This window comes from Crossiella cryophila (assembly GCF_014204915.1).
In the GTDB taxonomy this organism is placed as follows: domain Bacteria; phylum Actinomycetota; class Actinomycetes; order Mycobacteriales; family Pseudonocardiaceae; genus Crossiella; species Crossiella cryophila.
Window position 1 is genome coordinate 352,292 of record NZ_JACHMH010000001.1, and the last position, 25,373, is coordinate 377,664.

Annotated in this window: 18 protein-coding genes; 7 read left to right on the top strand and 11 right to left on the bottom strand. The window is 71.0% G+C overall.

The genetic code is table 11. The features are described from left to right. The first annotated feature begins 6 nt into the window (after positions 1 to 6). Genes HNR67_RS01635 through HNR67_RS01660 form a run of 6 tightly spaced genes read left to right on the top strand, consistent with a single transcriptional unit; the run spans position 7 to position 8,252 of the window. The gene (locus tag HNR67_RS01635; RefSeq protein ID WP_185000227.1) at positions 7 to 1,320 is read left to right on the top strand and encodes an extracellular solute-binding protein; all 1,314 of its coding nucleotides are present in this window, start codon (positions 7 to 9) and stop codon (positions 1,318 to 1,320) included. Further along, on the top strand, positions 1,313 to 2,230 hold the full coding sequence (locus HNR67_RS01640; RefSeq protein ID WP_185000228.1) for a carbohydrate ABC transporter permease: 918 nt from the start codon (positions 1,313 to 1,315) through the stop codon (positions 2,228 to 2,230). Before HNR67_RS01635 ends, HNR67_RS01640 begins: the two co-directional genes overlap by 8 nt. After that, positions 2,227 to 3,045: a carbohydrate ABC transporter permease gene (locus tag HNR67_RS01645; RefSeq protein ID WP_185000229.1), complete on the top strand. Its 819-nt coding sequence runs from the start codon at positions 2,227 to 2,229 to the stop codon at positions 3,043 to 3,045. The genes HNR67_RS01640 and HNR67_RS01645 overlap by 4 nt, the downstream gene beginning before the upstream one ends. Positions 3,046 to 3,047: 2 nt before the next feature. Then, entirely contained in the window at positions 3,048 to 4,301 is a 1,254-nt protein-coding gene (locus HNR67_RS01650; RefSeq protein ID WP_312989484.1) for a glycoside hydrolase 5 family protein, read from the top strand. After that, positions 4,294 to 7,344, top strand: a complete 3,051-nt coding sequence (locus HNR67_RS01655; protein WP_185000231.1) for an alpha-mannosidase — start codon at positions 4,294 to 4,296, stop codon at positions 7,342 to 7,344. The genes HNR67_RS01650 and HNR67_RS01655 overlap by 8 nt, the downstream gene beginning before the upstream one ends. After that, entirely contained in the window at positions 7,344 to 8,252 is a 909-nt protein-coding gene (locus tag HNR67_RS01660; protein ID WP_185000232.1) for a glycosyl hydrolase family 18 protein, read from the top strand. Before HNR67_RS01655 ends, HNR67_RS01660 begins: the two co-directional genes overlap by 1 nt. 19 nt (positions 8,253 to 8,271) lie before the next feature. Here HNR67_RS01660 and HNR67_RS01665 read toward each other — a convergent pair whose 3' ends face one another. The 3 genes from HNR67_RS01665 to HNR67_RS01675 all read right to left on the bottom strand — a co-directional run bounded on the left by HNR67_RS01665 (position 8,272) and on the right by HNR67_RS01675 (position 15,172). Beyond that, entirely contained in the window at positions 8,272 to 11,565 is a 3,294-nt protein-coding gene (locus HNR67_RS01665) for an error-prone DNA polymerase (protein WP_185000233.1), read from the bottom strand. Next, entirely contained in the window at positions 11,565 to 13,235 is a 1,671-nt protein-coding gene (locus tag HNR67_RS01670; protein WP_185000234.1) for a DNA polymerase Y family protein, read from the bottom strand. The genes HNR67_RS01665 and HNR67_RS01670 overlap by 1 nt, the downstream gene beginning before the upstream one ends. A gap of 818 nt (positions 13,236 to 14,053) precedes the next feature. Continuing rightward, the gene (locus tag HNR67_RS01675; protein ID WP_185000235.1) at positions 14,054 to 15,172 is read right to left on the bottom strand and encodes a hypothetical protein; all 1,119 of its coding nucleotides are present in this window, start codon (positions 15,170 to 15,172) and stop codon (positions 14,054 to 14,056) included. Positions 15,173 to 15,513: 341 nt separating this feature from the next. Here HNR67_RS01675 and HNR67_RS01680 point away from each other — a divergent pair, with 341 nt between their 5' ends. Then, positions 15,514 to 16,155, top strand: a complete 642-nt coding sequence (locus tag HNR67_RS01680) for a hypothetical protein (protein ID WP_185000236.1) — start codon at positions 15,514 to 15,516, stop codon at positions 16,153 to 16,155. 53 nt (positions 16,156 to 16,208) lie between these two features. Here the strand turns inward: HNR67_RS01680 and purH are convergent, their stop codons facing one another. The 8 genes from purH to HNR67_RS01720 all read right to left on the bottom strand — a co-directional run bounded on the left by purH (position 16,209) and on the right by HNR67_RS01720 (position 25,304). After that, positions 16,209 to 17,786, bottom strand: a complete 1,578-nt coding sequence (purH, locus tag HNR67_RS01685) for a bifunctional phosphoribosylaminoimidazolecarboxamide formyltransferase/IMP cyclohydrolase (protein WP_185000237.1) — start codon at positions 17,784 to 17,786, stop codon at positions 16,209 to 16,211. A gap of 41 nt (positions 17,787 to 17,827) precedes the next feature. Continuing rightward, entirely contained in the window at positions 17,828 to 18,445 is a 618-nt protein-coding gene (purN, locus tag HNR67_RS44020; RefSeq protein WP_185009963.1) for a phosphoribosylglycinamide formyltransferase, read from the bottom strand. A gap of 121 nt (positions 18,446 to 18,566) precedes the next feature. After that, positions 18,567 to 20,072 (bottom strand): cell division protein PerM, encoded by a 1,506-nt coding sequence (locus HNR67_RS44025; RefSeq protein WP_185000238.1) that lies wholly within the window; start codon positions 20,070 to 20,072, stop codon positions 18,567 to 18,569. Between the two features lie 139 nt (positions 20,073 to 20,211). Then, complete coding sequence (locus tag HNR67_RS01700) at positions 20,212 to 20,901, bottom strand: DUF5336 domain-containing protein (protein ID WP_185000239.1); 690 nt, start codon at positions 20,899 to 20,901, stop codon at positions 20,212 to 20,214. Between the two features lie 162 nt (positions 20,902 to 21,063). Then, positions 21,064 to 21,954 (bottom strand): succinate--CoA ligase subunit alpha, encoded by an 891-nt coding sequence (gene sucD, locus HNR67_RS01705; RefSeq protein ID WP_185000240.1) that lies wholly within the window; start codon positions 21,952 to 21,954, stop codon positions 21,064 to 21,066. Between the two features lie 3 nt (positions 21,955 to 21,957). Beyond that, on the bottom strand, positions 21,958 to 23,127 hold the full coding sequence (gene sucC / locus HNR67_RS01710; RefSeq protein WP_185000241.1) for an ADP-forming succinate--CoA ligase subunit beta: 1,170 nt from the start codon (positions 23,125 to 23,127) through the stop codon (positions 21,958 to 21,960). A gap of 104 nt (positions 23,128 to 23,231) precedes the next feature. After that, entirely contained in the window at positions 23,232 to 23,630 is a 399-nt protein-coding gene (locus HNR67_RS01715) for a cobalamin B12-binding domain-containing protein (RefSeq protein WP_185000242.1), read from the bottom strand. A 9-nt stretch (positions 23,631 to 23,639) separates the two neighbouring features. Next, a complete protein-coding gene (locus HNR67_RS01720; protein ID WP_185000243.1) occupies positions 23,640 to 25,304 on the bottom strand; it encodes a hypothetical protein in 1,665 nt (554 codons plus the stop codon). Between the last annotated feature and the right edge of the window lie 69 nt (positions 25,305 to 25,373).

Consider the following 25,373-nt stretch of genomic DNA (forward strand, 5'->3'; position numbering starts at 1 on the left):
CTCGTCATGCGCCTTGCCAGAGGGTCGACAACGGTGTTGGCCGCGATGACGGCGGCGGTGCTCGCGCTGTCCGGCTGTGGACTCGGCGGTTCGGGGACCCAACCCGGGAACCAGTCGGTCACCGGTGAGATCAAGGGGCAGGTCAGCTTCCAGACCTGGAACCTCAAGAGCAAGTTCGGCGACTACTTCACCGGCCTGATCGCCGAGTTCGAGAAGCAGCACCCCGGCACCAAGATCGAGTGGCTGGACCAGCCCGCGGACGGCTACGCGGACAAGCTGAGCGCGGACGCCACCGCGGGCACGCTGCCCGACATCATGAACCTCTCGCCCGACCTGGCCTACCCGCTGTACCAGAAGAAGCTGCTGCTCGACCTGGACACCGCGGCCCCGGAGGCGAAGAAGGACTACCTGCCCAACGCCTGGGCCGGGTACGTGATGCCCTCGGCCGACCCGGCGCTGCGCCGCAACGCGAGCTTCCCCTGGTACCTCAACACCGGCCCGTACTTCTACAACAAGCAGCTCTTCGGCCAGAACGGCCTGGACCCGAACAAGCCGCCGAAGACCTACGACGAGCTGAAGGAACAGGCACTGCGGCTGGCCAGTGTCAGCGGCGGCAAGGTCGCCATGCTCGGCCAGACCCCCGGCATCGAGGACTTCGGCCTCTTCGGCGTGCCGCTGATGGACGAGGGCGGCACCAAGTTCACCTACAACGACACAAAGGGCGTGCAGCTGCTCGAGCTGTACAAGGCCATGTACGACGCCAAGGCACTGCTGCCGGAGGCGCTCTCGGCCACCTACACCGGCGCCGGCGCGAAGTTCCTCGCCCAGCAGATCGCACTGTCCTCGGGCAGCGCCTACGACCTGCAGAAGTTCCGCACCGACGCGCCCGGCCTGTACGCCAACATCGGCATCACCGAGCCGATGAGCAACACCGGCAAGGCCAACATGTACCTGCAGGGCCTGTCCATCGCCGCGCAGAGCAAGAACAAGCCGACCGCGATCGCCTTCGCCCGCTTCGTCACCAACGCCAAGAACCAGCTCGCCTTCGCCAAGATCGTCACGGTCTTCCCGAGCACCGCCGGCACCCTGGACGACGGCTTCTTCACCGCCGAGGACGGCACCGACGTCGGCCGGGTCCGGGTGGCCGCGGCCAAGCAGCTGGCCAACGCGGTCAACTACACCCCGGTGCAGCTCTCCGACCAGATGAAGACCATCCTGCGCAACGAGATCGCCAACGCCATGCTGGGCAAGCAGTCCGCGAAGCAGGCACTGGACAACGCGGTCGCGCAGAGCGACAAGCTGTTGCGCCCCAATGGCTGAGCTAGTCCAGGGGGCGCGGCGACGCAAGCCGCTCAAGCGGGAGTGGTGGCTGACGCCCTGGCTGTTCCTCGCGCCCGGCCTGGCGGTGGTGCTGCTGTTCAGCGTCTACCCGTTCCTCAACACGGTGCTGCTGTCCTTCACCAACGCGACCGCGCTCGGCGGCGGAGAGTTCACCGGGGCGGACAACTTCGCCAGGATGCTGGACGATCCGCAGTTCTGGACCGCGATCACCAACTCCTCGCTGTACGTGGTCGGGGTGGTGCCGCCGCTGGTGATCCTGCCGCTGCTGCTGGCGTTGCTGGTGCAGAAGCAGGTGCCGGGCATCACCTTCTTCCGCTCGGCCTTCTACACCCCGGTGGTCGCCTCCATCGTGGTGGTCGGGCTGATCTGGACCTGGCTGCTGGACAGCCGCGGTCTGGTGAACAGCCTGTTGCAGGGTTTGCAGATCATCTCCGAGCCGATCCCCTTCCTCACCGACGAGACGCTGCTGCTGATCAGCGCGATGGTCGTGACGGTGTGGAAGGGCCTGGGCTACTACATGATCATCTACTTGGCCGCGCTGGCGAACGTGCCCAAGGAACTGCACGAGGCGGCCGAGGTGGACGGGGCAGGGCCGATCCGCCGGTTCTTCTCCATCACCGTGCCCACCATCCGCTCGACCATGGTGCTGGTGGCCGCGCTGTCCGCGGTGGCCGCCTTCCGGGTGTTCTCCGAGATCTTCATCCTCTCCGGCAACTCCGGCGGGCCCGGCGGCGCGGACATCACGCTGGTGATGCTGATGCGCCAGACCGCCACCGGCCTCAACGGCGACCTCGGCTACGCCTCCGCGCTGAGCCTGGTGCTGTTCGTGCTCACCCTCGGCCTGATGTTGCTGGTGCTGCGGCTGAACCGGAAGGAGGACGAGGCGTGAGGATCCGGCTCGTGCTCCGCTACCTGGTGCTGGTGGCGGTGCTGCTGCTGGCCATCGGCCCGTTCCTGTGGCAACTGTCCACCTCGCTCAAGGGCGTCGGCGAGGACATCTACAGCTACCCGCCCGCCTTCCTGCCCAGCGATCCGACGCTGGCCAACTTCGGCAAGGTCGCCGACGTGGTCCCGGTGTGGGACTTCGCGCTGAACTCGCTGATGGTGGCCAGCGCGAACGTGGTGCTCAACTGCCTCGGCGCGGCCATGGCCGGATACGCCTTGTCCCGCATGCGTTTTCGCGGCCGGGGCTTCGCGGTGCTGGCCTTCCTGCTGGCGCTGCTGGTGCCCGGTGAGGCGATCCTGGTCTCGCTGTTCCTGATGATGCGCAGCCTCAACCTGGCCGACACGCTGGTCGCGGTGGTGCTGCCGGGGGCGATCGGCGCGCTCAACGTGTTGCTGATGCGCAACGCCTTCAGCGCGCTGCCCGCGGCGGTGGAGGAGGCCGCGGTGATCGACGGGGCGAACGCCTGGCAGCGGTTCACCCGGATCGCGCTGCCCTCGGTGAAGGGCTCGGTGGCCGTGGTGGCGATCTTCTCCTTCATGTTCAGCTGGGACGACTTCCTGTGGCCGTTGATCGTGCTGAGCAACCCGGAGAACTACACGCTCACCATCGGCCTCAACTACCTCAAGGGCACCTTCGCCCTTGACCAGCGGCTGGTCGCGGCGGGCACCATCATCGCCGTCGCGCCGCTGATCCTGATGTTCGTGAGCCTGCAGCGGTACTTCTTCCGCGGGGTCGGTGAGGGGGCGGTGAAGGGTTGAGCGTGCGATTCGGCGTCAACTACACACCTGCGCGGGGCTGGTTCTTCCACTGGCTGGACTTCGATCTGGACGCGGTGCGGCGGGACCTGGACTCGATCGCGGGCCTCGGCCTGGACCACATCCGGGTGTTCCCGCTGTGGCCGGTGTTCCAGCCGAACCGGAACCTGGTGCGCGCCAACGCGATCCGGGATCTGCTGGCGGTGGTGGACGCGGCGGCCGAACGCGGTCTGGACGTGGCCGTGGACGGGTTGCAGGGCCACCTGTCCAGCTTCGACTTCCGTCCATCGTGGACGGTGAGCTGGCACCGGCGGAACATGTTCACCGACCCGGATGTCGTTGCCGGGGAAGCCTTCTACCTCAACACGCTGGCCACCGCGCTGGCCGATCGGCCGAACTTCCTCGGTATGACGCTGGGCAACGAGGTCAACCAGTTCTCCGACAAACCGCACCCGGACCCGGATCCCGTCGGCGTGGACGAAGCCGAGTCGTGGCTGCACCGGTTGCTGGCGGCCTGTGAGGACGGCGCGCCAGGGAAGTTCCACACGCACTGCGCCTACGACGCGGTGTGGTTGCAGGACGGGCATCCGTTCACCCCGGCGCACGCGGCCCGGATCGGCGCGGCCACCAACGTGCACTCCTGGGTGTTCAACGGCACCGCGCAGCGCTACGGCGGTGACTCCGCGGCCACCGCGCACTACGCCGAGTACCAGGTCGAACTGGCCGCCGCCTGGGCCACTGATCCGGCGCACCCGGTGTGGTTGCAGGAGGTCGGCGCGCCCGCCCCGCACATCCCGGCCGAGCGCGCAGGCGAGTTCGCCGCGGCCACCGTGGCCAACGCGCTGTCCTGCCCCAACCTGTGGGGCATCACCTGGTGGTGCTCGCACGACGTGAGCCGGGAGCTGGCCGACTTCCCGGAGCTGGAGTACGGGCTCGGCCTGTTCACCAACGACAACCAGCGCAAACCCGCGGGGCAGGCCATCGCGGACGCGGTCGCCGCGCAGAAAACCGCGCCCGCCCAACGGATTCCGCGCAAGACCGCGCTGGTGCTCGACGTCGGCGACGAGCACACCGCGCCCGCCAGGTCCACCTGTGGTCCCGGCGGGGAGTTCTTCGAGGCCTGGCTGCGCCTGGCGCGGCAGGGGGCCCGACCAGCCGTCGTGCGCGCATCGGTCGCACACGACGCCGAACACCTTGCCGCCCGCGGCATCTCCGAGGTTGTGCACGTGCCGGACGTCTGGAGTAGCAAGCATGCATGACGACCACAAGCTGATCGAGGGCCGGATCGAGCGGGTGCTGCGGGAGCGGATCCGCCCCGCGGTCTATCCCAGCTCGGTCGGCGTCGACCTCGCCGTATGGCACGCCCCCGGTGAGCCGGTACCGGCGGCCGAGGGCCTCGCCGCCGAGTACGAGCCCACTTCCGTTGGCGTGCAATGGGGTCCGGCCTGGGGCACCAGCTGGTTCCGGCTCACCGGCACGGTGCCGCCGGAGTGGGCCGGGCTGGCCGTGGAGCTGGTCTTCGACCTCGGCTTCGACGAGAAGATGACCGGCTTCCAGTGCGAGGGCCTGGCCTACCGCGCCGACGGCTCGCCGGTGAAGGGCCTCAACCCGCGCAACACCTGGCTGCCGGTGGGCGATCCGGCCCAGGGCGGGGAGGAAGTGGTCTACTACCTGGAGGCCGCGGCCAACCCGGTGCTGCTGGACTACATCCCGTTCCAGCCCACCCAGGAGGGCGACCGGCTCACCTCCAGCGACGCGCCGCTGTACCGGATCGCGCGCGCCGACCTGGCCGTGTTCGACCACCAGGTCTGGCACCTGGTGCAGGACATCGAGGTGCTGTACCAGCTCATGCTGGAGCTGCCGCTGACCGAGGCCCGGCGCTGGGAACTGCTGCGCGCGCTGGACCGGGCCATCGACGCGGTGGACCTGCAGGACGTCAACGGCACCGCCACCGCGGCCCGCGCCGAACTGGTGGACATGCTCAGCCGCCCCGCGCACACCAGCGCGCACCAGGTCTCCGCGATCGGGCACGCGCACATCGACTCGGCCTGGCTGTGGCCGCTGCGGGAGACCGTGCGCAAGGTCGCGCGCACCGCGTCCAACGTGACCAACCTGATGGACGAGCACCCCGGCTTCCACTTCGCGATGTCCCAGGCCCAGCAGCTGGCCTGGATCGAGGAGCACCACCCGAAGGTCTTCGCCAGGGTCAAGGAGAAGATCGACACCGGCCAGTTCGTGCCGGTCGGCGGGATGTGGGTGGAGTCGGACACCAACATGCCCGGCGCGGAGGCGATGGCCAGGCAGTTCGTGCACGGCAAGAACTACTTCCTGTCCCGCTTCGGCATCGAGACCAACGAGGTGTGGCTGCCGGACTCCTTCGGCTACACCGCGGCGATGCCGCAGATCGTGCGTGCCTCGGCCTCCCGCTGGTTCCTCACCCAGAAGATCAGCTGGAACCAGACCAACAAGTTCCCGCACCACACCTTCTGGTGGGAGGGCCTGGACGGCACCCGGATCTTCACCCACTTCCCGCCGGCGGACACCTACAACTCCGAGCTGAGCGGCAAGGAACTGGCGCACGCCGCGCGCAACTACCAGGAGAAGGGCAAGGCCACCCGCTCGCTGGTCCCCTTCGGCTGGGGCGACGGCGGTGGCGGCCCCACCCGCGAGATGCTGGCCAGGGCGGCCCGACTGTCCGATGTGGAGGGTTCGACCCGGGTCACGGTCGAGCCACCCGGTGAGTTCTTCCGCAAGGCCGAGGAGGAATACCCGGACGCGCCGGTGTGGGTGGGCGAGCTGTACCTGGAGTTCCACCGCGGCACCTACACCAGCCAGGCCAAGACCAAGCAGGGCAACCGGCGCAGCGAGCACCTGCTGCGCGAGGCCGAGCTGTGGGCGGCCACCGCGGCGATCCGGCTGGCCGCGGAGTACCCGTACGAACGGCTGGACCGGCTGTGGAAACTGGTGCTCACCAACCAGTTCCACGACATCCTGCCCGGCTCCTCGATCGCCTGGGTGCACCGGGAGGCCGAGGAGACCTACGCCGCGGTCGCCGACGAGCTGAACGAGATCATCGCGGTGGCCCAGCAGGCCCTGGCAGGCGACGGCAACTGGCCGGTGGTGTTCAACGCGTCCCCGCACGCCCACGCCGAGGTCCCGGCCGCCGGCGCGCTCACCCGCGGCGAGTTCACCGGGCACCCGGTCACAGTGTCCACAGTGGACGGTGTGACGGTGCTGGGCAACGAGTTCCTCACCGTGACCGTGGACGGCGACGGCCTGATCAGCTCGATCCACGACCTCCTCGCCGACCGCGAGGTGATCGCCCCCGGCGCGCGGGCGAACCTGTTGCAGCTGCACCCGGACTTCCCGAACATGTGGGACGCCTGGGACGTGGACTCCTTCTACCGCAACAAGGTCACCGACCTGACCGGGTCCGAGCGGGTCAGCGTGGAGACCAACTCGGCAGAGCTGGCCACCATCCGGATCGAGCGGTCCTTCTCCGTCTCCACCGTCACCCAGCTGCTCACCCTGCGCGCGGGCAGCCGGTCGGTGGAGATCGACACCGAGGTGGACTGGCACGAGACGGAGAAGTTCCTCAAGCTGAGCTTCCCGGTGGACGTGCAGTCCGACCGGGTGGCCGCGGAAACCCAGTTCGGGCACGTGTACCGGCCAACGCACACCAACACCAGCTGGGACGCGGCCAAGTTCGAGATCTGCGCGCACCGCTGGGTGCACCTCGGCGAACCGGACTACGGGGTGGCGCTGGTCAACGACTCCACCTACGGCCACGACATCAGCCGGAGCGCCCGCGAGGGCGGTGGCACGGTCAGCGTCATCCGCGCCTCGCTGCTGCGCGCGCCGCGGTTCCCGGACCCGCAGACCGACCACGGCGTGCACCGGTTCCGGCACGCGCTGGTGGTGGGCGCGGACAAGGCCGACGCGGTGCGCGCCGGGTACCGGATCAACCTGCCGGAGCGGGTGGTCCCCGGTTCCGGCACGGCCATCAGCCCGCTGGTCACGGTGGAGAACCCCGCCGTGGTGGTCGAGTCGGTCAAGCTCGCCGAGGACCAGAGCGGCGACCTCGTCCTGCGGCTCTACGAGGCACTGGGCTGCCGTGCCAGGACCCGGCTCGTGCTCGGCACGGAGGTCGCCGCCGCGTACTCCACCGACCTGCTGGAACGCCGCTGGGCAGAGACCACCGAGTACGAGGTGACCGGCAACGGGTTCGAGCTGAGCCTGCGGCCCTTCGAGATCCTCACCGTACGACTCCCTCGAACCCCTGTCACCGAAGGAGATCACTGATGCGGAAACTGCTCACGGCGGTGGGCGGGGCGCTGGTCCTGTTGCTGGCCATGGCCCTGCCCGCGCAGGCCGCGCCCTACCAGCGCACCGTCGTCTACTACCAGACCCAGTACAGCAACGGGGCCACCGGTGACTACGTCTCGCCGTTGCCGTTGCTGACCAACAACACCGGGGTCACCGACCTCATCGTGGCCGCGATCCACCTCAACGCGGACCAGACGGTGCACCTCAACGACCACCCGCCCGCACACGAGCGCTACACCCAGATGTGGCGCGACCTCAAGACAATGCAGGACCGCGGCATCAACGTGATCGGCATGGTCGGCGGCGCGGCCCAGGGCACCTACGCGAACCTGGAACGCGACTTCGGCACCTTCTACCCGCTGCTGAAGCACGTGATCACCACCTACGGCCTCAACGGCGTGGACCTCGACGTCGAGGAGAAGATGTCCCAGGCGGGCATCAACAAGCTGATCGACCAGCTGCGCACCGACTTCGGCAGCGGCTTCATCATCACCCTGGCCCCGGTGGCCAGCGCGCTGTATGGCGGCGGCAACATCTCCGGCTTCAACTACGAGACGCTGTACCGGGACCGCGGCAGCAAGATCGACTGGTTCAACGCCCAGTTCTACTGCGGCTGGGGCAGCATGGCCAACACCACCGGCTACGACCGCATCATCGACCGCAAGCTCATCCCGGCGGCCAAGGTGGTCGCCGGCGTGATCACCAACCCGGCCTCCTGCGGCGGGTACGTGGAACTGGACACGCTGAAGACCACCATCCGCGCGCTGGTCGCCAAGTACCCGACCTTCGGTGGCGTGGACGGCTGGGAGTACTTCAACTCCAACCCCGGCGGCACCGCCCGCCCGTGGGAATGGGCCAAGGAGATCACCGCGGCCATGCGCTGAACCCGGCATCCCGGTGCGCTCACTGGAAATCGCGTGAGCGCACCGGGATCCGCAGGTCCAGTGTGGACAGGTGCTCCGCACGCAGACTGATCACCGTGCCCACCCGCTCCACCACCCCGCGCACCACCAGTGCCGAGGACAGTCGCGCGATCCGCCGGTAGCGGGCCCACACGCCCGGCACGCACACCACGTTGACCATGCCGGTCTCGTCCTCCAGGTTGAGGAAGGTGACCCCGCCCGCGGTGGCCGGGCGCTGCCGGTGGGTGACCGCGCCGCCCACCGCCACCCGCCGACCGTTGTCCACAGTGGACAGTTTGGCGGCGCTGAGCACACCGCGCTCGGTCAGTTTCCCGCGCAGGAACTGGATCGGGTAGCTGTCCGGGGAGACCCCGGTGGCCCACACGTCGGCGATGGCCTGTTCCAGTTTGTCCATGCCAGGCAACGGCGGCGCGGCGTCGCCGACCGTGGTGCCCGGCAGTTTCTCCGGCCCCTCCCTGGCCACCGCGCCGGCGGCCCACAGCGCGGCCCGGCGGCTCAGCCCGAAACCGCTGAACGCGCCCGAGGTGGCCAGCGCCTCCAGCTGTGCCAGGGTCAGCCGGCAGCGGCGGGCCAGGTCGACCATGTCCACGAACGGGGCCTTGGCGCGTTCGGCCACGATCCGCTCGGCCAGTGGCAGACCGACCGTGCGCACCGCGGCCAAACCCATTCGCACCACGGGTTTGTCCGGCTCGCCGGGTTCCAGGCCGGCCTGCGGCAGGCTGGCGTTGATGTCCGGGCCGAGCACGGTGACCCCGTGCCGCCGGGCGTCGGCGACCAGGGACTGCGGGGAGTAGAAGCCCATCGGCTGGGCGCGCAGCAGCGCGGCGCAGAACGCGGCCGGGTAGTACAGCTTGAACCAGCTGCTGGCGTAGACCAGCAGCGCGAAGCTGAGCGCGTGGCTTTCCGGGAAGCCGAAGTTGGCGAAGGCCAGCAGTTTGTCGTAGATGCGCTGGGCGCTCTCGCCGGTGATCCCCTTGTGCCCCATGCCGGTGAAGAACCGGTCCTTGAGCCGGGCCATCCGCTCGCCGGACCGCTTGGACCCCATGGCCCGGCGCAGTTCGTCCGCCTCGGCAGCGGAGAACCCGGCCACCTCCACCGCGATCTGCATGAGCTGCTCCTGGAACAGCGGCACACCAAGGGTTTTCGCCAGCACCCGTTCGAGCAGCGGGTGCTCGAAGGTGACCTTCTCCTTGCCGTTGCGGCGGCGGATGTAGGGGTGCACCGAACCGCCCTGGATCGGGCCGGGCCGGATCAGCGCGACCTCCACCACCAGGTCGTAGAACTTCTCCGGCCGCATCCGGGGCAGGGTGGCCAGCTGGGCCCGGCTCTCCACCTGGAAAACGCCGATCGCGTCGGCCCGGCAGAGCATCTCGTACACCGCGGGATCGGCCAGGTCCTGACCGAGCTGGTGCAGGGTGACCTTCCGGTCGTGGTGCTCGGCCACCAGGTCGATCATGTAGTGCAGCGCGGAGAGCATGCCCAGCCCGAGCAGGTCGAACTTGACCAGCCCCATGGCCGCGCAGTCGTCCTTGTCCCACTGCAGCACGCTGCGGTTCTCCATCCGCGCCCACTCCACCGGGCAGGTCTCGCCGATCGGCTCGTCGGAGATCACCATGCCGCCGGAGTGGATGCCCAGATGCCGTGGCGCGCCTTCGAGTTCGGCGGCCAGCTCCAGCACCGGCAACGGGATCTCGGTGTCATCCACAGTGGACTCCATCGGACCCCAGCGCTCGATCTGCTTGCTCCAGGCGTCCTGCTGACCGGTGGAGAAACCCAGTGCCTTGGCCGTGTCCCGCACCGCGGACCGGCCGCGATAGGTGATCACGTTGGCCACCTGCGCCGCGTGACTGCGGCCGTACCTCTGGTAGGCGTACTGGATCACCTCCTCCCGCCGGTCGGACTCGATGTCCAGGTCGATGTCCGGCGGCCCGTCCCGCGCCGGGGCGAGGAAGCGCTCGAACAGCAGTCCGTACTTCACCGGGTCGGCGTGCGTGATACCCAGCGCGAAGCACACCGCCGAGTTGGCAGCCGATCCCCTGCCCTGGCACAGGATCCCCGCCTTGACGCAGAACCGCACCAGATCCCACACCACCAGGAAGTACCCGGCGAACCCGAGGTCCTTGATCACCGCCAGCTCGTGCTCGACCTGCCGCCGCTGGGCGAGGAACTCCGCGCCCTCCTCGACCCGCTTGCGCAGCCCGAGGTAGACCTGTTCACGCAGGTAGCTGTCCTCGTCGTGGCCCGGCCCCACCGGGTAGGGCGGCAGCCGCGGTTTGACGCTGTGCAGGTCGAAGCGCAACCGGATGCCCAGTTCGGCGGCGGTGGGCACCGCGGTGGGATAACGCCGGAACCGCTCGGCCATCTCCGCCCCGGACCGCAGGTGCGCGGCGCCCGCGGCGGGCAGCCAGCCGTCCATCTCGTCCAGGCTGCGCCGGGCCCGCACCGCGGCCAGCACGGTGGCCAGCCGGTGCCGGTGCGGCGCGGAGTAGTGCACCGCGTTGGTGGCCACCACTCGCAGCCCGGCCCGCTCGGCCAGCCCGGCCAGCCGGTCGTTGCGGGTGGTGTCGCCGGGCAGTCCGTGATCGGTCAGCTCGACCACCACGTGCTCCCGCCCGAACAACGCCACCAGCCGGTCCAGCTCCCGCCCGGCCGCGCCAACCCCGCCGGTGGCCAAAGCCTGCCGCACCATGCCTTTCCGGCAACCGGTCAGCACCAGCCAGTCCTGGTTCGCCTGCGCGGCCACCTCTTCCAGCTCGTAGACCGGCCGCCCCTTCTCCTGCCCAGCCAGCTGTGCCGCGGTGATCGCCCGGCACAGCGAGCGATAGCCGTCCGCGTTCCGGGCCAGCACCAGCAGGTGACTGCCCTCCGGATCCGGGATCCCGTTCTGCGGCATGGTCAGCCCCAGGCTCAGCTCGGCCCCGAACAACGTGCCCAGCCCGTGCGCACGGGCCGCCTCGGCGAAACGCACCACCCCGTACATGCCGTCGTGGTCGGTGATGGCCAGCGCGGTCAGCCCCAGCCGCGCCGCCTCGGCCGCCAGTTCCTCCGGGTGGCTGGCGCCGTCCAGGAAGCTGAAGTTGGAGTGGCAGTGCAGTTCGGCGTAGGGCACCCGCGGCGGCAGCTGACTGGGGGGCAGGTCCGGTTCGTAGGCGGCGCGGCGGCGGGTCCAGGCCGGGCTGTCCCCGCCGTCACCGGGATGTTCCTCGTCCCGGGGCTTGCCGGAGAGCGCCCGCTCGAACTCCTGCCAGCGCACCGGCGGGTTGTTCCAGCCCACTAGTCGTACACCCCTTCCACCTGCCAGGACCCGTTGACACAGGCCAGCAGCAACGCCTGCCCGTCAGCCAGCAGCACCTGCAACCGGGCCACCCGGTTCGCCCCCTGTTCCGGCGGCAGCCACCAGCGCTCCTCCACCGTCCACGGCCCGGCCCAGGCGGTCACCAGCCGCGACCGTCCACTTTCGACAGTCACCTCGTACGGCACGCCGCTGATCCGCTGCCGCGCGCTGACCCCGATCAGGTTGCCGCGCTGATCCCGCACGAGCGCGGCCACCGGCTCCTCCGGCACCAGCGTCGGCGAGGGCGCGGGCAACCGCCCCGGCCACGGTGGTTCCGGATCGTGCCGAACCCGCGGCTCATCCCCCCAGGGCACCAACCGGACCCGCTCCCCAGGACCGCGCCCACCCCCGAGCACCCCGGTGCACACCGCGTCCGGCCCCAGCATCCCCTGCACCCGGACGAAGGCCCGCCCCGCGCGCTCGGCCAGTTGCGCGGCCCCCTCGCCCTTCCACAGGTCGAGCTGGAGCACCCCCGCGTCGACCACCTCCTCCGGCTCCACCCGCAGCAGAGTGATCCCGGCGGTGGGCCCACCAGCCCGCAGCCAGCCGTCCAGCTGCCAGCGCACCCGGTCGGCGATCCCGTTGGCGGTCAACGGTTCCGCACACCGCCACACCCGGCTCAGCTCCTCCCCGTGCTCGGTCCGGGCCTGGATGCCCAGCCGGGTGCAGGCCAGCCCTCGCGCGGTCAGCAAGGCGTGCAGCTGTTCGGCCAGCCCCCGCGCCGCGAACGCCGCCGCGTCCACCCGCTCCACCGGCGGATCCAGTACCTGAGCCACGGACAGTTCCGCGGGCGGCAACCGCCGATCAGCAGGCCGCTCCTCCAACCCCCGCGCCAGCCGATGCGCCCGCACCGCCCCCGCCCCGAACCGCGAGGCGACCTCCCGCTCCGGCAAAGCCCCGAACTCCCCCAACGACCGCAACCCCAGCCGCCGCAACAAATCCACCAGCTCCCCCCGCCCACTCAACCGCTCAGCGGGCTGGTCCAGTTCCCCAATCCCCAACGGCGCCAAGAACTCCGGACTCCCCCCGGCAGGCACCAACACCCCCCGATGCGCGGCCAACGTCGCCGCGAACAACCCATCAGCCACCCCCACCTGGCACTCCACCCCCGCCAGCGCCCCCACCTGGTCAACCAACCGCTCCGCGGCCCCCGCCGCCCCGAAGTACCCCACCGGCCCCTGGGCCGGCAACGCCACCAACCCCGGCCGAACGATCTCAATCCCCGGCGCAAGCTCCTCAATCCCCAACGCCACCGGCTCGAACAGCCGAGCATCCCGGGTCTGGTCATCCTCGAACACCACCAACCCAGGACACCGCCCCTCAGCCTCCCGCCGCCGCAACCCCCGCCGAATGCCCTCCACCCGCGCGGTGACCGAGCAGGCGAGCACCTTGCCGTTGGCGAGCACGGCACAGGGGGTGCGCGGATCAAGCCCGGCGGCGGCGATGGCGGCGATCACCGGCCAGTCCGGACACCAGAGCACGAGCAGGCGCAGGGGGTGGTAGCCGGCGGGGATCGCGGGTAGTTGGGCTTCGGGGACCCGGTGCGCGAGCCCGGCGTAGCGCGCCAGCCCGGTGCCGCCGCCGGTGGGGCGGGGAGGGTGGGGCGGCATGGGGTTCGACGGGATTGGCGTCACCTCGGTGCCATTGCCGGTGGGATGGGGAGGATGGCCCAGCCCTGGCGGGACTGGCACCGCCGCGGCACCGCCGTCGATGGGCTGAGGGTGATGGTCCGGCTCGGGCGGCCCGAATCCCGGCGGGATTGGCGTCACCTTGGTGCCACTGCCGGTGGGACGGGGAGGGTGGCCCAGCTCAGGTGGCGTGGGCCCCGGATGGTTTGACGCCGACCCGGTGCCACCGCGCGGGTGGGAGGGCGCAGCTCCCGATGCCTTGGCCGCCAAACCGCGGACGCGGTTCTGGTCAGGTTGCTTCGACGCGGCTGCCTCGCTCCCCAGCCCGGCACCGCCGAGCAGGCCGGGCTTCGACGACGCGGATCGTGGCAAGCCGGACTCCTGTCCAGCTCCGTCGCCGAAGCCAGGCCGCCGCGACTCCGAGACCACGGACCCCGACGACTCGGCCTCCGGCCCGCAGCCACCCCGCCGGTCAAGCGACTCCGACGCCGACGGCGCAGGTCCTGGCGAGCCGGACTCCAGGCCAGGCCGCCACAACTCCGCGGACACGAATCCCAGCGACTCGCACTCCGGCCCACGGCCACCCCGCTGGCCGGACGGCTCCGGCGCCACCGGCACAGACTCGGACACCGCGAGTTCAGGCAACGCGGGTTCAGGCAACGCGGGCTCGGGAAGTGCGGCATCAGACAGCGCAGGCTTGAGCAACACGTGCTTGGGCAACGCGGGCTTGGGCAGCCTGGCTCCCACCGTGCTGCCGCCGCCCCGGCCGGACTGTCCCGCCTCTGGTTCGGCCGCCGTCATCAGCCCGTCAGCGCCACGTCCGCCGCGACACCAACATCCGCAACGCGCGCCGCCGCGGCACTCATCGCCACAACACCCGGCATCGCGGCACCCACCGCCACGGTCCCCGGCGGCGCGGCACCCACCGGCACGGCACCCGGCGGCGCGGCATCCGCTGCGGCAACCCTCACTGCTGGAACACCCACCGCCACGGCATTCCGCGCCGCAACCCTCACCCTCGCAGCACCCACCGCGGGACCACTCGCGGCAGGCACACTCCCCGCCGCGGCACTCCGCGCAGCACCAACTGCGGACACACTCCCCGCCACGGCGCCCCGCGCAGTGCCAGCTGTGGGAACGCTCCTCGCCGCGGTATCCCGAGCCGCGGCGCCCACTGCGGGAACATTCTCCGCCGCGGCACGCCGGGCCGCGGTGCCCGCTGCGGGAACACTCCTCACCGCGGCGCGCCGGGTCGCGACGCCCACTGCGGGGGTTCTCCCCGTCGCAGCATCCACTGCCGCGGCACTCGCTGGTGCGAGGCCCACCTCGCCGAACTCGTCCGGTGGGGGCGTGCCCGGTCCTTCCAGGCTCAGCCAGTCGCGGTGGGGGCGGGGGGCTGCGCGGCGGCCGGTGACCTCGATCAGTAGGTCGCTGCGGGTTAGTTGGCCGTGGCCGTTTTCCAGGCCGTGCCAGCGGGTGTCCACGCAGGACAGTTGGAGGTCGGCGCCTGGCCAGGTGCCGAAGGCGAGCAGTACTGAGCCTCGGTGGCGGGCGCGGACTTCCAGTTTGCGGGCCTGGGCTGGGGCGAGGGCGGTGGGGTTGGCCAGGACGACCAGGTCCAGGCCGTCGAGCAGGGCGGCGGTCACCGCCGCCGATTCCCGGCGCGGCCGTGGTACCAGGGCCAGGCGTTGTACCGCCACCCCCGCTTCCGCGGCGGCGGCGAGCCCCAGCCCCGGCAGCCCAACCACGGCGGCCCAGGAACCGGCGGCGGTGGCCGTCGACAGCAATCCCAGCAGGAGTGCTGTCGACCCGCGCACCGCTACGGTGCTGCCGCGGCGCAGGCCACCCCCTGGGAGAATGGCGGCCAGCTCCGCGCGCACCGGCAGCATCCGCCCCAAGGCGCGATCGCCGGTGGTCACGGCAACCCCATTTGCCGTGACCACCTCAGCGAGCGCTGCCAGCGAGGCAACTGCCACCTCAACACCGCCTTCCCACGCTCACGTGCACGCACCCAGGTGCACGTCACAAGCCGCGGGAAGTCGGCTGATCGAGTTCCCCGGACCCCGGCGCCGGTTTCCCCGATCCAATCGAACAAGTGTTCGATCGATGGGGGTATTCAATCGGGTTTGGAGGGTGGAGGTCAAGTCGCGTCACCCGTTTTTTCGAACTGGCGTTCGAGGGCCACACTGTCGGGCAGAACGATGTTCGACCGTCACGCTCTGGGGGTTTGATGACCGCGGTTCCACCACCCGGCTGGGGGATGCCGAAGCCTCGCAGGCATCGCAGCACCATCCCGCTGGTGATCCTGCTCGTCGTACTGGTGCTGATGATCATCGGTGGCGGGATCTTCGCCTACGTCCAGTACCAGTACGCGCACAAGGACTACGGCACCTCGCCGAACACTCTCAGCTCGAACCCGTTGTGCGACAAGGTGTCCGGCCCGGCCAAGGAACGCGCCCGGACCACCAACCCGGACAAGGCCGAGCTGCGCGAGTACGACAACGGCAGCCAGATCGCCTGGTGCGGCTGGCGGCAGACCAAGGGCAAGGACGGCGAGGGCCAGCGCTTCCTGCAGGTCGAACTGGCCGACTCCACCACCAGCACCGACACCCGGCGGGCCGAGGACCTGGTGGAGCGGCTGGAACTGGCCAAGCGGTACGCGGGCGGCGACATGCAGGTGGACAAGCTCGACGGCCTCGGCGACGAGGCCTACTTCGGGGTGAAGAAGCCGGCCACCACCAGCATCACCACCATCGAGGTCCAGGTGGGCGCGCGCAACGCGAACGGGTTCGTCAAGGTCACCTACAGCGGCTTCGACGTCGGCACCTTCAGCAAGCGCCAGCCGAACCTGGATGACCTGAAAACCGCGGCGGTCGCGATCGCGCAGGACGCCCTGCGCTGACCACGACCGCCGCGGCGGAACTCAGCGTGCGAAGTGCTCAGTGTGCGAAGTGCTCAGTGTGCGAAGTGCCGGGTCCCGGTGAGGTACAGGGTGACCCCGGCGGCCTCCGCGGCGGCGATGACCTCGGCGTCGCGGACCGAGCCGCCGGGCTGCACCACGGCCCGCACCCCGGCGGCCAGCAGCACTTCCAGGCCGTCCGGGAACGGGAAGAAGGCATCCGAGGCGCCGACCGCGCCCTTGGCCCGGTCACCGGCGCGGGAGACCGCGAGCCGGGCCGCGTCCACCCGGTTGACCTGGCCCATGCCGCAGCCCACGGTGGCCCCGTCGGCGGCGAGCAGGATGGCGTTGGACTTCACCGCGCGGCAGGCCCGCCAGGCGAAGGCCAGATCGGTCAGGGTGGCCTCGTCCGCGGGGGTGCCGCAGGCCAGGGTCCAGTTCGCCGGGTCGTCGCCGGTGGCGTCGATGGCATCGGCCTGCTGGACGAGCAGCCCGCCGGAGACCGGGCGCATCTCGATGCCCCCGCGCTTCGGCGCTTCGGCCACCAGGATGCGCACGTTCTTCTTGCGTGCCAGCACATCCACCGCGCCGTCGGCGTAGCCGGGAGCGATGATCACCTCGGTGAAGATCTCCGCGACCTGCTCGGCCAGCTCGACGGTGACCTCGCGGTTGACCGCGATGACCCCGCCGAAGGCGCTGACCGGGTCGCAGGCGTGCGCCCGCCGGTGCGCGTCCGCGATGGCGCCGGGATCACCGTCGGGCAGCGTGGAGACCGCGATGCCACACGGGTTGGCGTGCTTGATGATCGCCACGCAGGGCAGCTCGTGGTCGTGCGCGGCCCGCCAGGCGGCGTCGGAGTCGACGTAGTTGTTGTACGACATCTCCTTGCCGTGCAACTGCTCCGCGTGCGCCAGCCCGCCACTGTGGCCAGCGGTGTACAGCGCGGCCTTCTGGTGCGGGTTCTCGCCGTAGCGCAGCACCGAGGCACGCTGCCAGGTCGCGCCGACCCAGCCGGGGAAGCCGGAGCCCTCGTCGTCGGGCGCGAGCGTGCTGCCGATCCAGGAGGCGACCGCGACGTCGTAGCTCGCGGTGTGCCGGTAGGCCTGCGCGGCCAGCCGCTGGCGCTGGGCCAGGGTGAAGCCGCCGGCCTGGATCTGCTCCAGCAGCCAGCCGTAGCGGCTCGGGTCGACCACCACGGCCACGTTGGCGTGGTTCTTCGCCGAGGCACGCACCATGGCCGGGCCGCCGATGTCGATCTGCTCCACGCACTCGTCCGGCCCGGCGCCGGAGGCGACCGTGGACTCGAACGGGTACAGGTTCACCACCAGCAGGTCGAACGGGGCCACGCCGAGCTGGCCGAGCTGTTCGACGTGCTCGGGCCGCCGCACGTCGGCGAGCAGCCCCGCGTGCACCCTCGGGTGCAGGGTCTTGACCCGCCCGTCCAGGCACTCGGGGAAGCCGGTCAGCTCCTCCACCGGGGTCACCGGCACGCCGGCGTCGGCGATCCGCGCCGCGGTGGAGCCGGTGGAGACGATCTCGATGCCAGCCGCGTGCAGGCCGGTGGCCAGCTCGAGCAGGCCGTCCTTGGCGGAGACGCTCACCAGTGCGCGGCGCACGGGACGTCGTTCGTCCACCGGGGACTCTGTGGGTCGAACCGTCGCATCAGGCGCAGCGGTCACGGAATGCTCACCTCTCGTCCGGTCACGGTGCAGCCGTGTGCGGCCAGCCTGGCGATGGTGTCCACCAGCAGGCCGCGCTCCACCGTCTTGATCCGTTCATGCAGCTCGTCAATGCCCTCGCCGGGCCGGACGTCCACCGCGCCCTGGGCCAGGATCGGGCCGGTGTCCACCCCGGCGTCCACCAGGTGCACGGTGCAACCGGTGACCTTGACCCCGTAGGCGACGGCGTCGGCCACCGCGTGCGCGCCGGGGAAGGCCGGCAGCAGCGCGGGGTGGGTGTTGACCACCCGGCCGCCGAAGCGGGCCAGGAAGTCGGGTCCGAGGATCTTCATGAACCCGGCCGAGACGACCAGGTCGGGTTGGTGGGCCTGGACCGCCTCGGCCAGCGCGGTGTTCCAGGCCGCCCGGTCGGCGTGCTCGCGCAGCCGGACCGTGAAGGTCGGGATCCCCGCGCGCTCGGCGCGGGCCAGCCCCTCGATGCCGCCCCGGTCGGCGCCGACCGCCACCACGGTTGCCGGGTAGTCCGGCGCGGCCGCGGCGTCCAGCAGCGCCTGCACCAGGGTGCCGGAGCCGGAGACGAGGGCGACGATGCGGACCGGTGCGCTCCACCGCAGCCGTTGGACTGCCGGGGCGAGGTCCGGTTCGATAGTGCTCAGCGTGGTCTCCTGCGGGCCGGATCCGGGGCTGCGACCAGCGTAGGCGCTGCCCCGTTCGGCCCTGCGGCCAGGGCTCGGCCTAGCGTTTCCCCGGTTCCTCCGGCGGTTCCAGGAGGGCCTGTTCCAGCTCCTCCTCGCCGACGAAGTCCGCCTCCTCACCCGCTGGCGGCGGCACCTCCTCGGCCACCGGCTCGGGCTCGGACGGCGCCTCGGGCGCCTCGTACTCGGCGACCTCCGGCTCCTGATCCGGCTCGTCCCCGGCCACCGGCTCCGCCTCGTCAGCGTCCTCGTCGGCTGCCGCGGCCACTTCGTCGGCGTCCTCGGCCTCGCCGTCGGTTTCCGCGTCCTCAGCGGCATCCTCGGCCGCCTCGGCGTCCTCGTCCTCGACGGACTCCGGATCCTCGTCCTCGGTCTCGTCGGTCTCCGCGCGCGGCCCGGCCATCCAGGCCACCACCGCGGCCGGTCCGGCCACCCAGACGAACAACGCCACCGCGAGCAGCCCGGCCTGGATCCGGAAACTCGTCACGCCCAGGTTCCCGCCGGTCAGCGCCGCCGCGACAAAGGCGGCCGCGGCCACCACCGCGCCTGCCACGCCGACCACCAGCACCCGGTTCTGCGGCTGCGGATCCGCCCGGCGGCAGGCCCAGCCCAGCAGCAGCCCGGCGCCGATCGGCAGCAGCAGGCACACCAGCCACCACCGGGTGCCGGACTCCGGCAGCGCGGCCAGCAACGGGAACGGCGGTTCCAGCCCGCCGATCACCCGCAGCGGACTCACCACCACCGCGCCGAGGTTGAACCCCGCACCGGCCACAAAGGACAGTGCGGCGACCACCGCGTTCGGCAGGTACAGCAGGCACACCAGCAGCAGCCCGAAGCCGCCGATCCCCGGCGCCAGCTCGGCGAAGGCGCCGCGCACCGAGCCGAAGGACAGCGCCAGCGCCAGCGCGACGAGCAGCGCGCCCATGGCGCACAAGGACATCAGCGCGATCCGGGCCGCGCGCAGCCCGGCGCACACGCCATCGCCCAGCCGCCGCCGGACCAGCCCGGTCAGCCCGCAGCCACGGGCCACCCCGGCAGTGGCGGCCAGCGCGGCGATCAGCCCGCAGGCCACCGAAGCGGTGGCCGGGGCGGCGGCGAAGGGCGGATCGATGAAGGCGGCCAGCATCCCGCCGAGGACCAGGTTCGTCACGCCCATGGTGGCGATCACCCGCACCGCGTCGGCGGGGCGGCCCAGCCGCAACCGGCGGGTGAGGCCACCGGCGGCCTTGGCGGACAACAGGAACACCAGCACGGTTGGCAGCAGCGGCAGCACGCCGAGGTCGAAGCCGCGAATGGTCAGCGGCACGTGGTGGGCGGCCAGCCACAGCGGTCCGGCGGCCGAGGAGACCGCCTCCAGCGAGATCACCGCGCGGTCCGCGCTCGCCAGCACCAGCGCGATGACCGCGGCCGATCCCAGGTAGCCCAGGGCGATCACGCCGAGGGACACCGCCAGCGCGGCCCGCACCTGCTGCGCCGCGGTGGCGGGCGGCGCGGCAACGCCGGGGCCCGCAACGCTGCCGTGCGTAGTCGGTCGGAGCACGGTCACCCGGCCACCATCGCACCCCGACCTGGGCGATTCACCGAGGCACGCCGAGCTGACCAGGTATCTGCACACCACCGGGGTGACTCCGAGTGTTCGGAATCACCCCGGCGTCGCACTGTCCGCTGTGGACGGTGCGGGTGGCTCAACTCTGTTGCGGGCCGCCGAATCCACTGGGCGGGGTGCCCGGGTGCTGGAACTGCCGGGTCGCCTCGGGCGAGCCGAAGGCGCCACCGGCCTGCGGCGGCTGCTGCGGCTGGCCGTACTGCTGCGGCTGCCCGAACTGACCCGGCTGCGGCTGCGGCTGCCCGTACTGCGGCGGCTGCTGGCCATAGGGCGACTGCTGCTGCGGCATCGCGCCCGAGGGCGGGTTCCAGCCACCGGGCTGGCCGCCGTAGGGGTTGACCGGGGCCGAGGGCTTCGGCTCGAACTTGATCATGCCGATGTCCAGCAGCAACGCCGCGGAGACCGCGCCTGCCTGGAGCACCGCGGCGATCAGCACCACCACGTACAGCCCGGCCACGCTCACCGTGTTGGTGATGTTGACCAGCAGGTCGAGCATGCCGACCACGGCCAGCATGGCCGCCACCCACAGGAACTGCGGCGCCTTGGGCAGCAGGGTCATCCCGGTCAGCACGGCGCTGGCCAGCATCAGCGCGATGCCGAATGGCAGGCCGAGCCGGGAGACGTCATCGGAGAAGGTGCAGAAGAAGATGACCAGGCCGAGCCCGGCCGCGACCAGCGCGAGGATCAGGCCGAAGTTCGGTCCGGCGGCTGGCTGCCCCGGCTGCTGCTGGGGCGGCTGCGGCGGCGGAACGCCGAATGGCACGGACATGACCGGTTGTCCTCCTCGTTCGAGGTGACCGCGGGTGACGGCTCTGCGCCGGAAACGCTAGCCGATATCGATCGGGTGATACGCCCCGGGACCCCGGAACGACAACGGCCGGGCGCCCCCGTTGGGCACCCGGCCGTGTCCGTCCATAAAGGACTATTGGGCTCAGCCCAGGTTCTGCATGATCTCGCGCATCAGCGCGGCGGTCGCACTCGGGGTCTTGCCGACCTTGACGCCGGCGGCCTCGAGGGCCTCCTGCTTGGCCGCGGCGGTGCCCGAGGATCCGGAGACGATGGCGCCCGCGTGGCCCATGGTCTTGCCCTCCGGCGCGGTGAAGCCCGCGACGTAGCCCACGACCGGCTTGGTGATGTGCTCGGCGATGTAGGCCGCCGCGCGCTCCTCGGCGTCGCCGCCGATCTCACCGATCATCACGATCGCCGCGGTCTCCGGGTCGTCCTGGAAGGCCTGCAGCGCGTCGATGTGGGTGGTGCCGATGATCGGGTCGCCACCGATGCCGACCGCGGTGGAGAAACCGAAGTCCCTCAGCTCGTACATCATCTGGTAGGTCAGGGTGCCCGACTTGGACACCAGACCGATCTTGCCGGGGCCGGAGATGTCCGCCGGGATGATGCCGGCGTTGGACTTGCCGGGCGAGATGACGCCGGGGCAGTTCGGCCCGATGATCCGGGTCTTGTTGCCGGTGGCGTTGGCGTGCGCCCAGAAGTAGGCGGTGTCGTGCACCGGGATGCCCTCGGTGATGACCACCGCGAGGCCGATGCCGGCGTCGATGGCCTCGACCACGGCGCCCTTGGCGAACTTCGGCGGCACGAAGACCACGGTGACGTCCGCACCGGTGGCGGCCATGGCCTCACCGACGGAGTTGAACACCGGGAGCAGGGTGCCGTCGAAGTCGACGGTCTGGCCACCCTTGCCGGGGGTCACGCCGCCGACGATGGTGGTGCCGGACTTCAGCATCCGCTTGGTGTGCTTGGAGCCCTCGGCACCGGTCATGCCCTGGACGATGACCTTGCTGTGCTCGGTCAGGAAGATAGCCATCGGTCATGCCCCCGCAGCAGCGAGCTCGGCGGCCTTGTCGGCCGCGTTGTCCATCGTGTCCACCACGGTAACCAGCGGGTGGTTGGCCTCCGCCAGGATGCGGCGGCCCTCTTCGACGTTGTTGCCGTCCAGGCGGACGACCAGCGGCTTGGTGGCCTCGTCACCGAGGATGCCCAGCGCCGCGACGATGCCGTTGGCCACCGCGTCGCAGGCGGTGATGCCACCGAAGACGTTGACGAAGACCGACTTGACGTCGGGGTCGCCCAGGATGATCTCCAGGCCGTTCGCCATGACCTCGGCGGACGCGCCGCCGCCGATGTCCAGGAAGTTGGCCGGCTTGACGTTGTTGTGCTGCTCGCCCGCGTAGGCCACCACGTCCAGGGTGGACATGACCAGGCCAGCGCCGTTGCCGATGATGCCGACCTGGCCGTCGAGCTTGACGTAGTTGAGGCCCTTGGCCTTGGCCTTGGCCTCCAGCTCGTTCTCGGCGGCCTTGTCGACCAGCTCGGCGTGCGCCGGGTGCCGGAAGTCGGCGTTCTCGTCCAGGGTGACCTTGCCGTCCAGGGCGATGATCTTGCCCTGGGGGTCCCGGACCAGCGGGTTGACCTCGACCAGCGTGGCGTCCTCGGCGACGAAGGTCACCCAGAGCTTCACGATGACCTCGGAGACCTGGTCGGCCACCTCGGCCGGGAACTTGGCCAGCGCGACGATCTCGTCGGCCTTGGCCTTGTCCACGCCCTTGATCGGGTCGATCAGGACCTTCGCGAGGGCCTCGGGCTTGGAGACCGCGACCTCCTCGATGTCCATGCCGCCCTCGACGGAGGCCATGGCCAGGAACGTGCGGTTGGCCCGGTCCAACAGGAAGGAGAAGTAGTACTCCTCCGCGATGTCGGAGGCCGGGGTGACCAGGACGCGGTGCACGATGTGCCCCTTGATGTCCAGGCCCAGGATGGCTTCCGCCTTGACCTTGGTGTCCTCGGGGCTCTCGGCGAGCTTGACGCCGCCGGCCTTGCCACGCCCGCCGGTCTTGACCTGGGCCTTGACCACAACGGTCGTGCCGAGGTCCGCCGCGATCGCGCTGGCTTCTTCAGGGGTGCTGGCCACGTTGCCGGGCAACACCGGCACTCCGTGGGCGGCGAAGAGATCCTTCGCCTGGTACTCGTACAGGTCCACTAGAAGTCTCCTGCGACGCCGGTGTCGGACTGGCAGACCCTATCGACACCAGACCCTTGACACGCGCCCCTACCCGGTGAAGTCCGTCACCGTGAGCAACGGCACTACTGCGCAGGCACGTTCCCGCGGACCCAGTCCACGATTTCCTGGGTGGTCGCGCCGGGGGTGAAGACCTTGGCCACACCCATCTCGCGCAGCCTGGGCAGGTCGTCGTCGGGGATGATGCCGCCGCCGAAGACGACCACGTCCGCCGCGCCCTTGTCCCTGAGCAGTTCGATCACCCTGGCGAACAGGGTGAGGTGCGCGCCGGAGAGCACGGACAGGCCCACCACGTCGGCGTCCTCCTGGATGGCGGTCTGCACGACCTGCTCCGGAGTCTGGTGCAGGCCGGTGTAGATGACCTCCATACCGGCGTCCCGCAGTGCCCGCGCGACCACCTTGGCGCCCCGGTCGTGGCCGTCCAGACCGGGCTTGGCCACCACCACGCGAATGCGACCGCTCATGCCGGCACGCTACTCCGTGAAGCGTGTTTCTGACGAGCGTCGCGACCACGCGACACCCGCCCCGGCGAGCAGCGCGATCAGCGCGCAGATCCCCGGGAAAAGCCCGATACCGGCAGAACCACCGCCACGGATCGGCAGTTCCGCCACCCGCAGCGCGATCACCAGCGCGGCCCCGGCGAGCAGCGCGGCGCCGCGGATGGGCCGGGCACGCGGGGCGAGCAGCGCGGCGGCGACCACGGCGGCCGCACCCAGCAGCAGGCCCCAGCTCTCGGTGCGGAAGTCGCCGAGCAGCCCGCTGGCGAAGTCCGGGCTGTCCACCACCGGCAGCAGGTAGGCGGCCAGCCCCAGCGCGGCCGCGAGCAGCGCCGGCACCAGCACCACCCGGTCCGCGCTGATCTCGGACAGGTCCACCGTGTCCTCCCGCTCCACCCCGCCCGCGAGCAGGGTGAGCAGCCCGGCGACCGCCGCGCAGAGCACCGAGACGATCACCAGCACCGCCGCGAGCACCGCCACCGAGGTCCCGTTGACCTGGCTCAACGCGGTGTCCAGCACGTCGAGACCGGTGACCGGGACCGCCACCCAGGCCACCGCGAGCGCGGGGCGGGTGCCGGTCGCGGTGTCCCGGAAGAGCAGCAGCAGGCCCAGCCCGAGCAGGATGAACCCGGCCGGGGCGAGCATCCGGGAGGAGCCGACGGTCTGGGTGGCGCCCGAGGCGAGCCGGGCGATCGGCAGTGCGCTGGCGGTCACCGCGAGCACGCCGGAGACGGTGGCCAGGACACCCGCGGCGAGCTGCAGCCTCTGGTACCCGGCCAGTCCGAACTCGAAGACCAGGTCCCGGCGCAGCCCGGCCACCCAGGCGAAGATCACCAGCGCTGTGAGCAGCAACGCGGTCAGCAGCGCGCTGACCCCGTGCGGGAAGTCGAACTCCAGGCCGGGCGTGGCCAGCGCGGAGATCAGCGGCACCAGCGTCTGCCCGGCCACGGCCGCGACCAGGCCGATCAGCCCGCCCCTGGCCACCGCCGGATCGGCCGCGCTGGCGAAGTACCCGGCGGCGAAGAGCACCGCACCGGCCAGCAGCAGCGTGCCGGTGAACACCAGCACCGGGGCCTCGGTGATCGCCCGGACCGGCAGGAACGGCTCGGTGGAGCCGAAGGAGGGCAGGAACAGCAGCAGCACGACCGCGCAGGCCACGCCCAGCGCGCCGAACATCAGCCCCGGCCGGGACCGCGCGGCCTCCCTGGCCTCGACCTCCCCGCCGCTGCCCGCGAGCACCCCGGCCGCGGCCAGCAGCAGCCTGCTCAGCAGCAGTAGATAGAGGCCCCCGCTCGCGGAGAGCTGCACCAGCGCGGTCGGCACGAACAACTCCGGCCGGGTCACGCTCCACGGATCGGTCAGCACCTGGAGGTCGGCCAGCAGCAGTCCGGGCGTGAGCATCGCGGCGGCACGCAGGATCCCGGCCGCCCCGCCGTGGTCGCCACGCAGGGTCCAGATCAGCGCCAGCACCGCCGGTAGCGCGCTGACCAGCCCCAACAGCAGCCAGGATGGGTAGCTGGGCGGCATCGCGGGGGAAACCGACCCGATCAGCGGAGCGAGTGCGGCGAACGGGACCGCGAGTGCGGCCACACCGATCGCGGCGCGTAGCCGGGCGGGCGGGACGGGGGATCCGGACGTCACTGCGCAGATCGTAGGTGAGCCGGGTGGCCCAGGCGCGGCGAATGATCTCCAGCCAACCCTGGTTCGTGC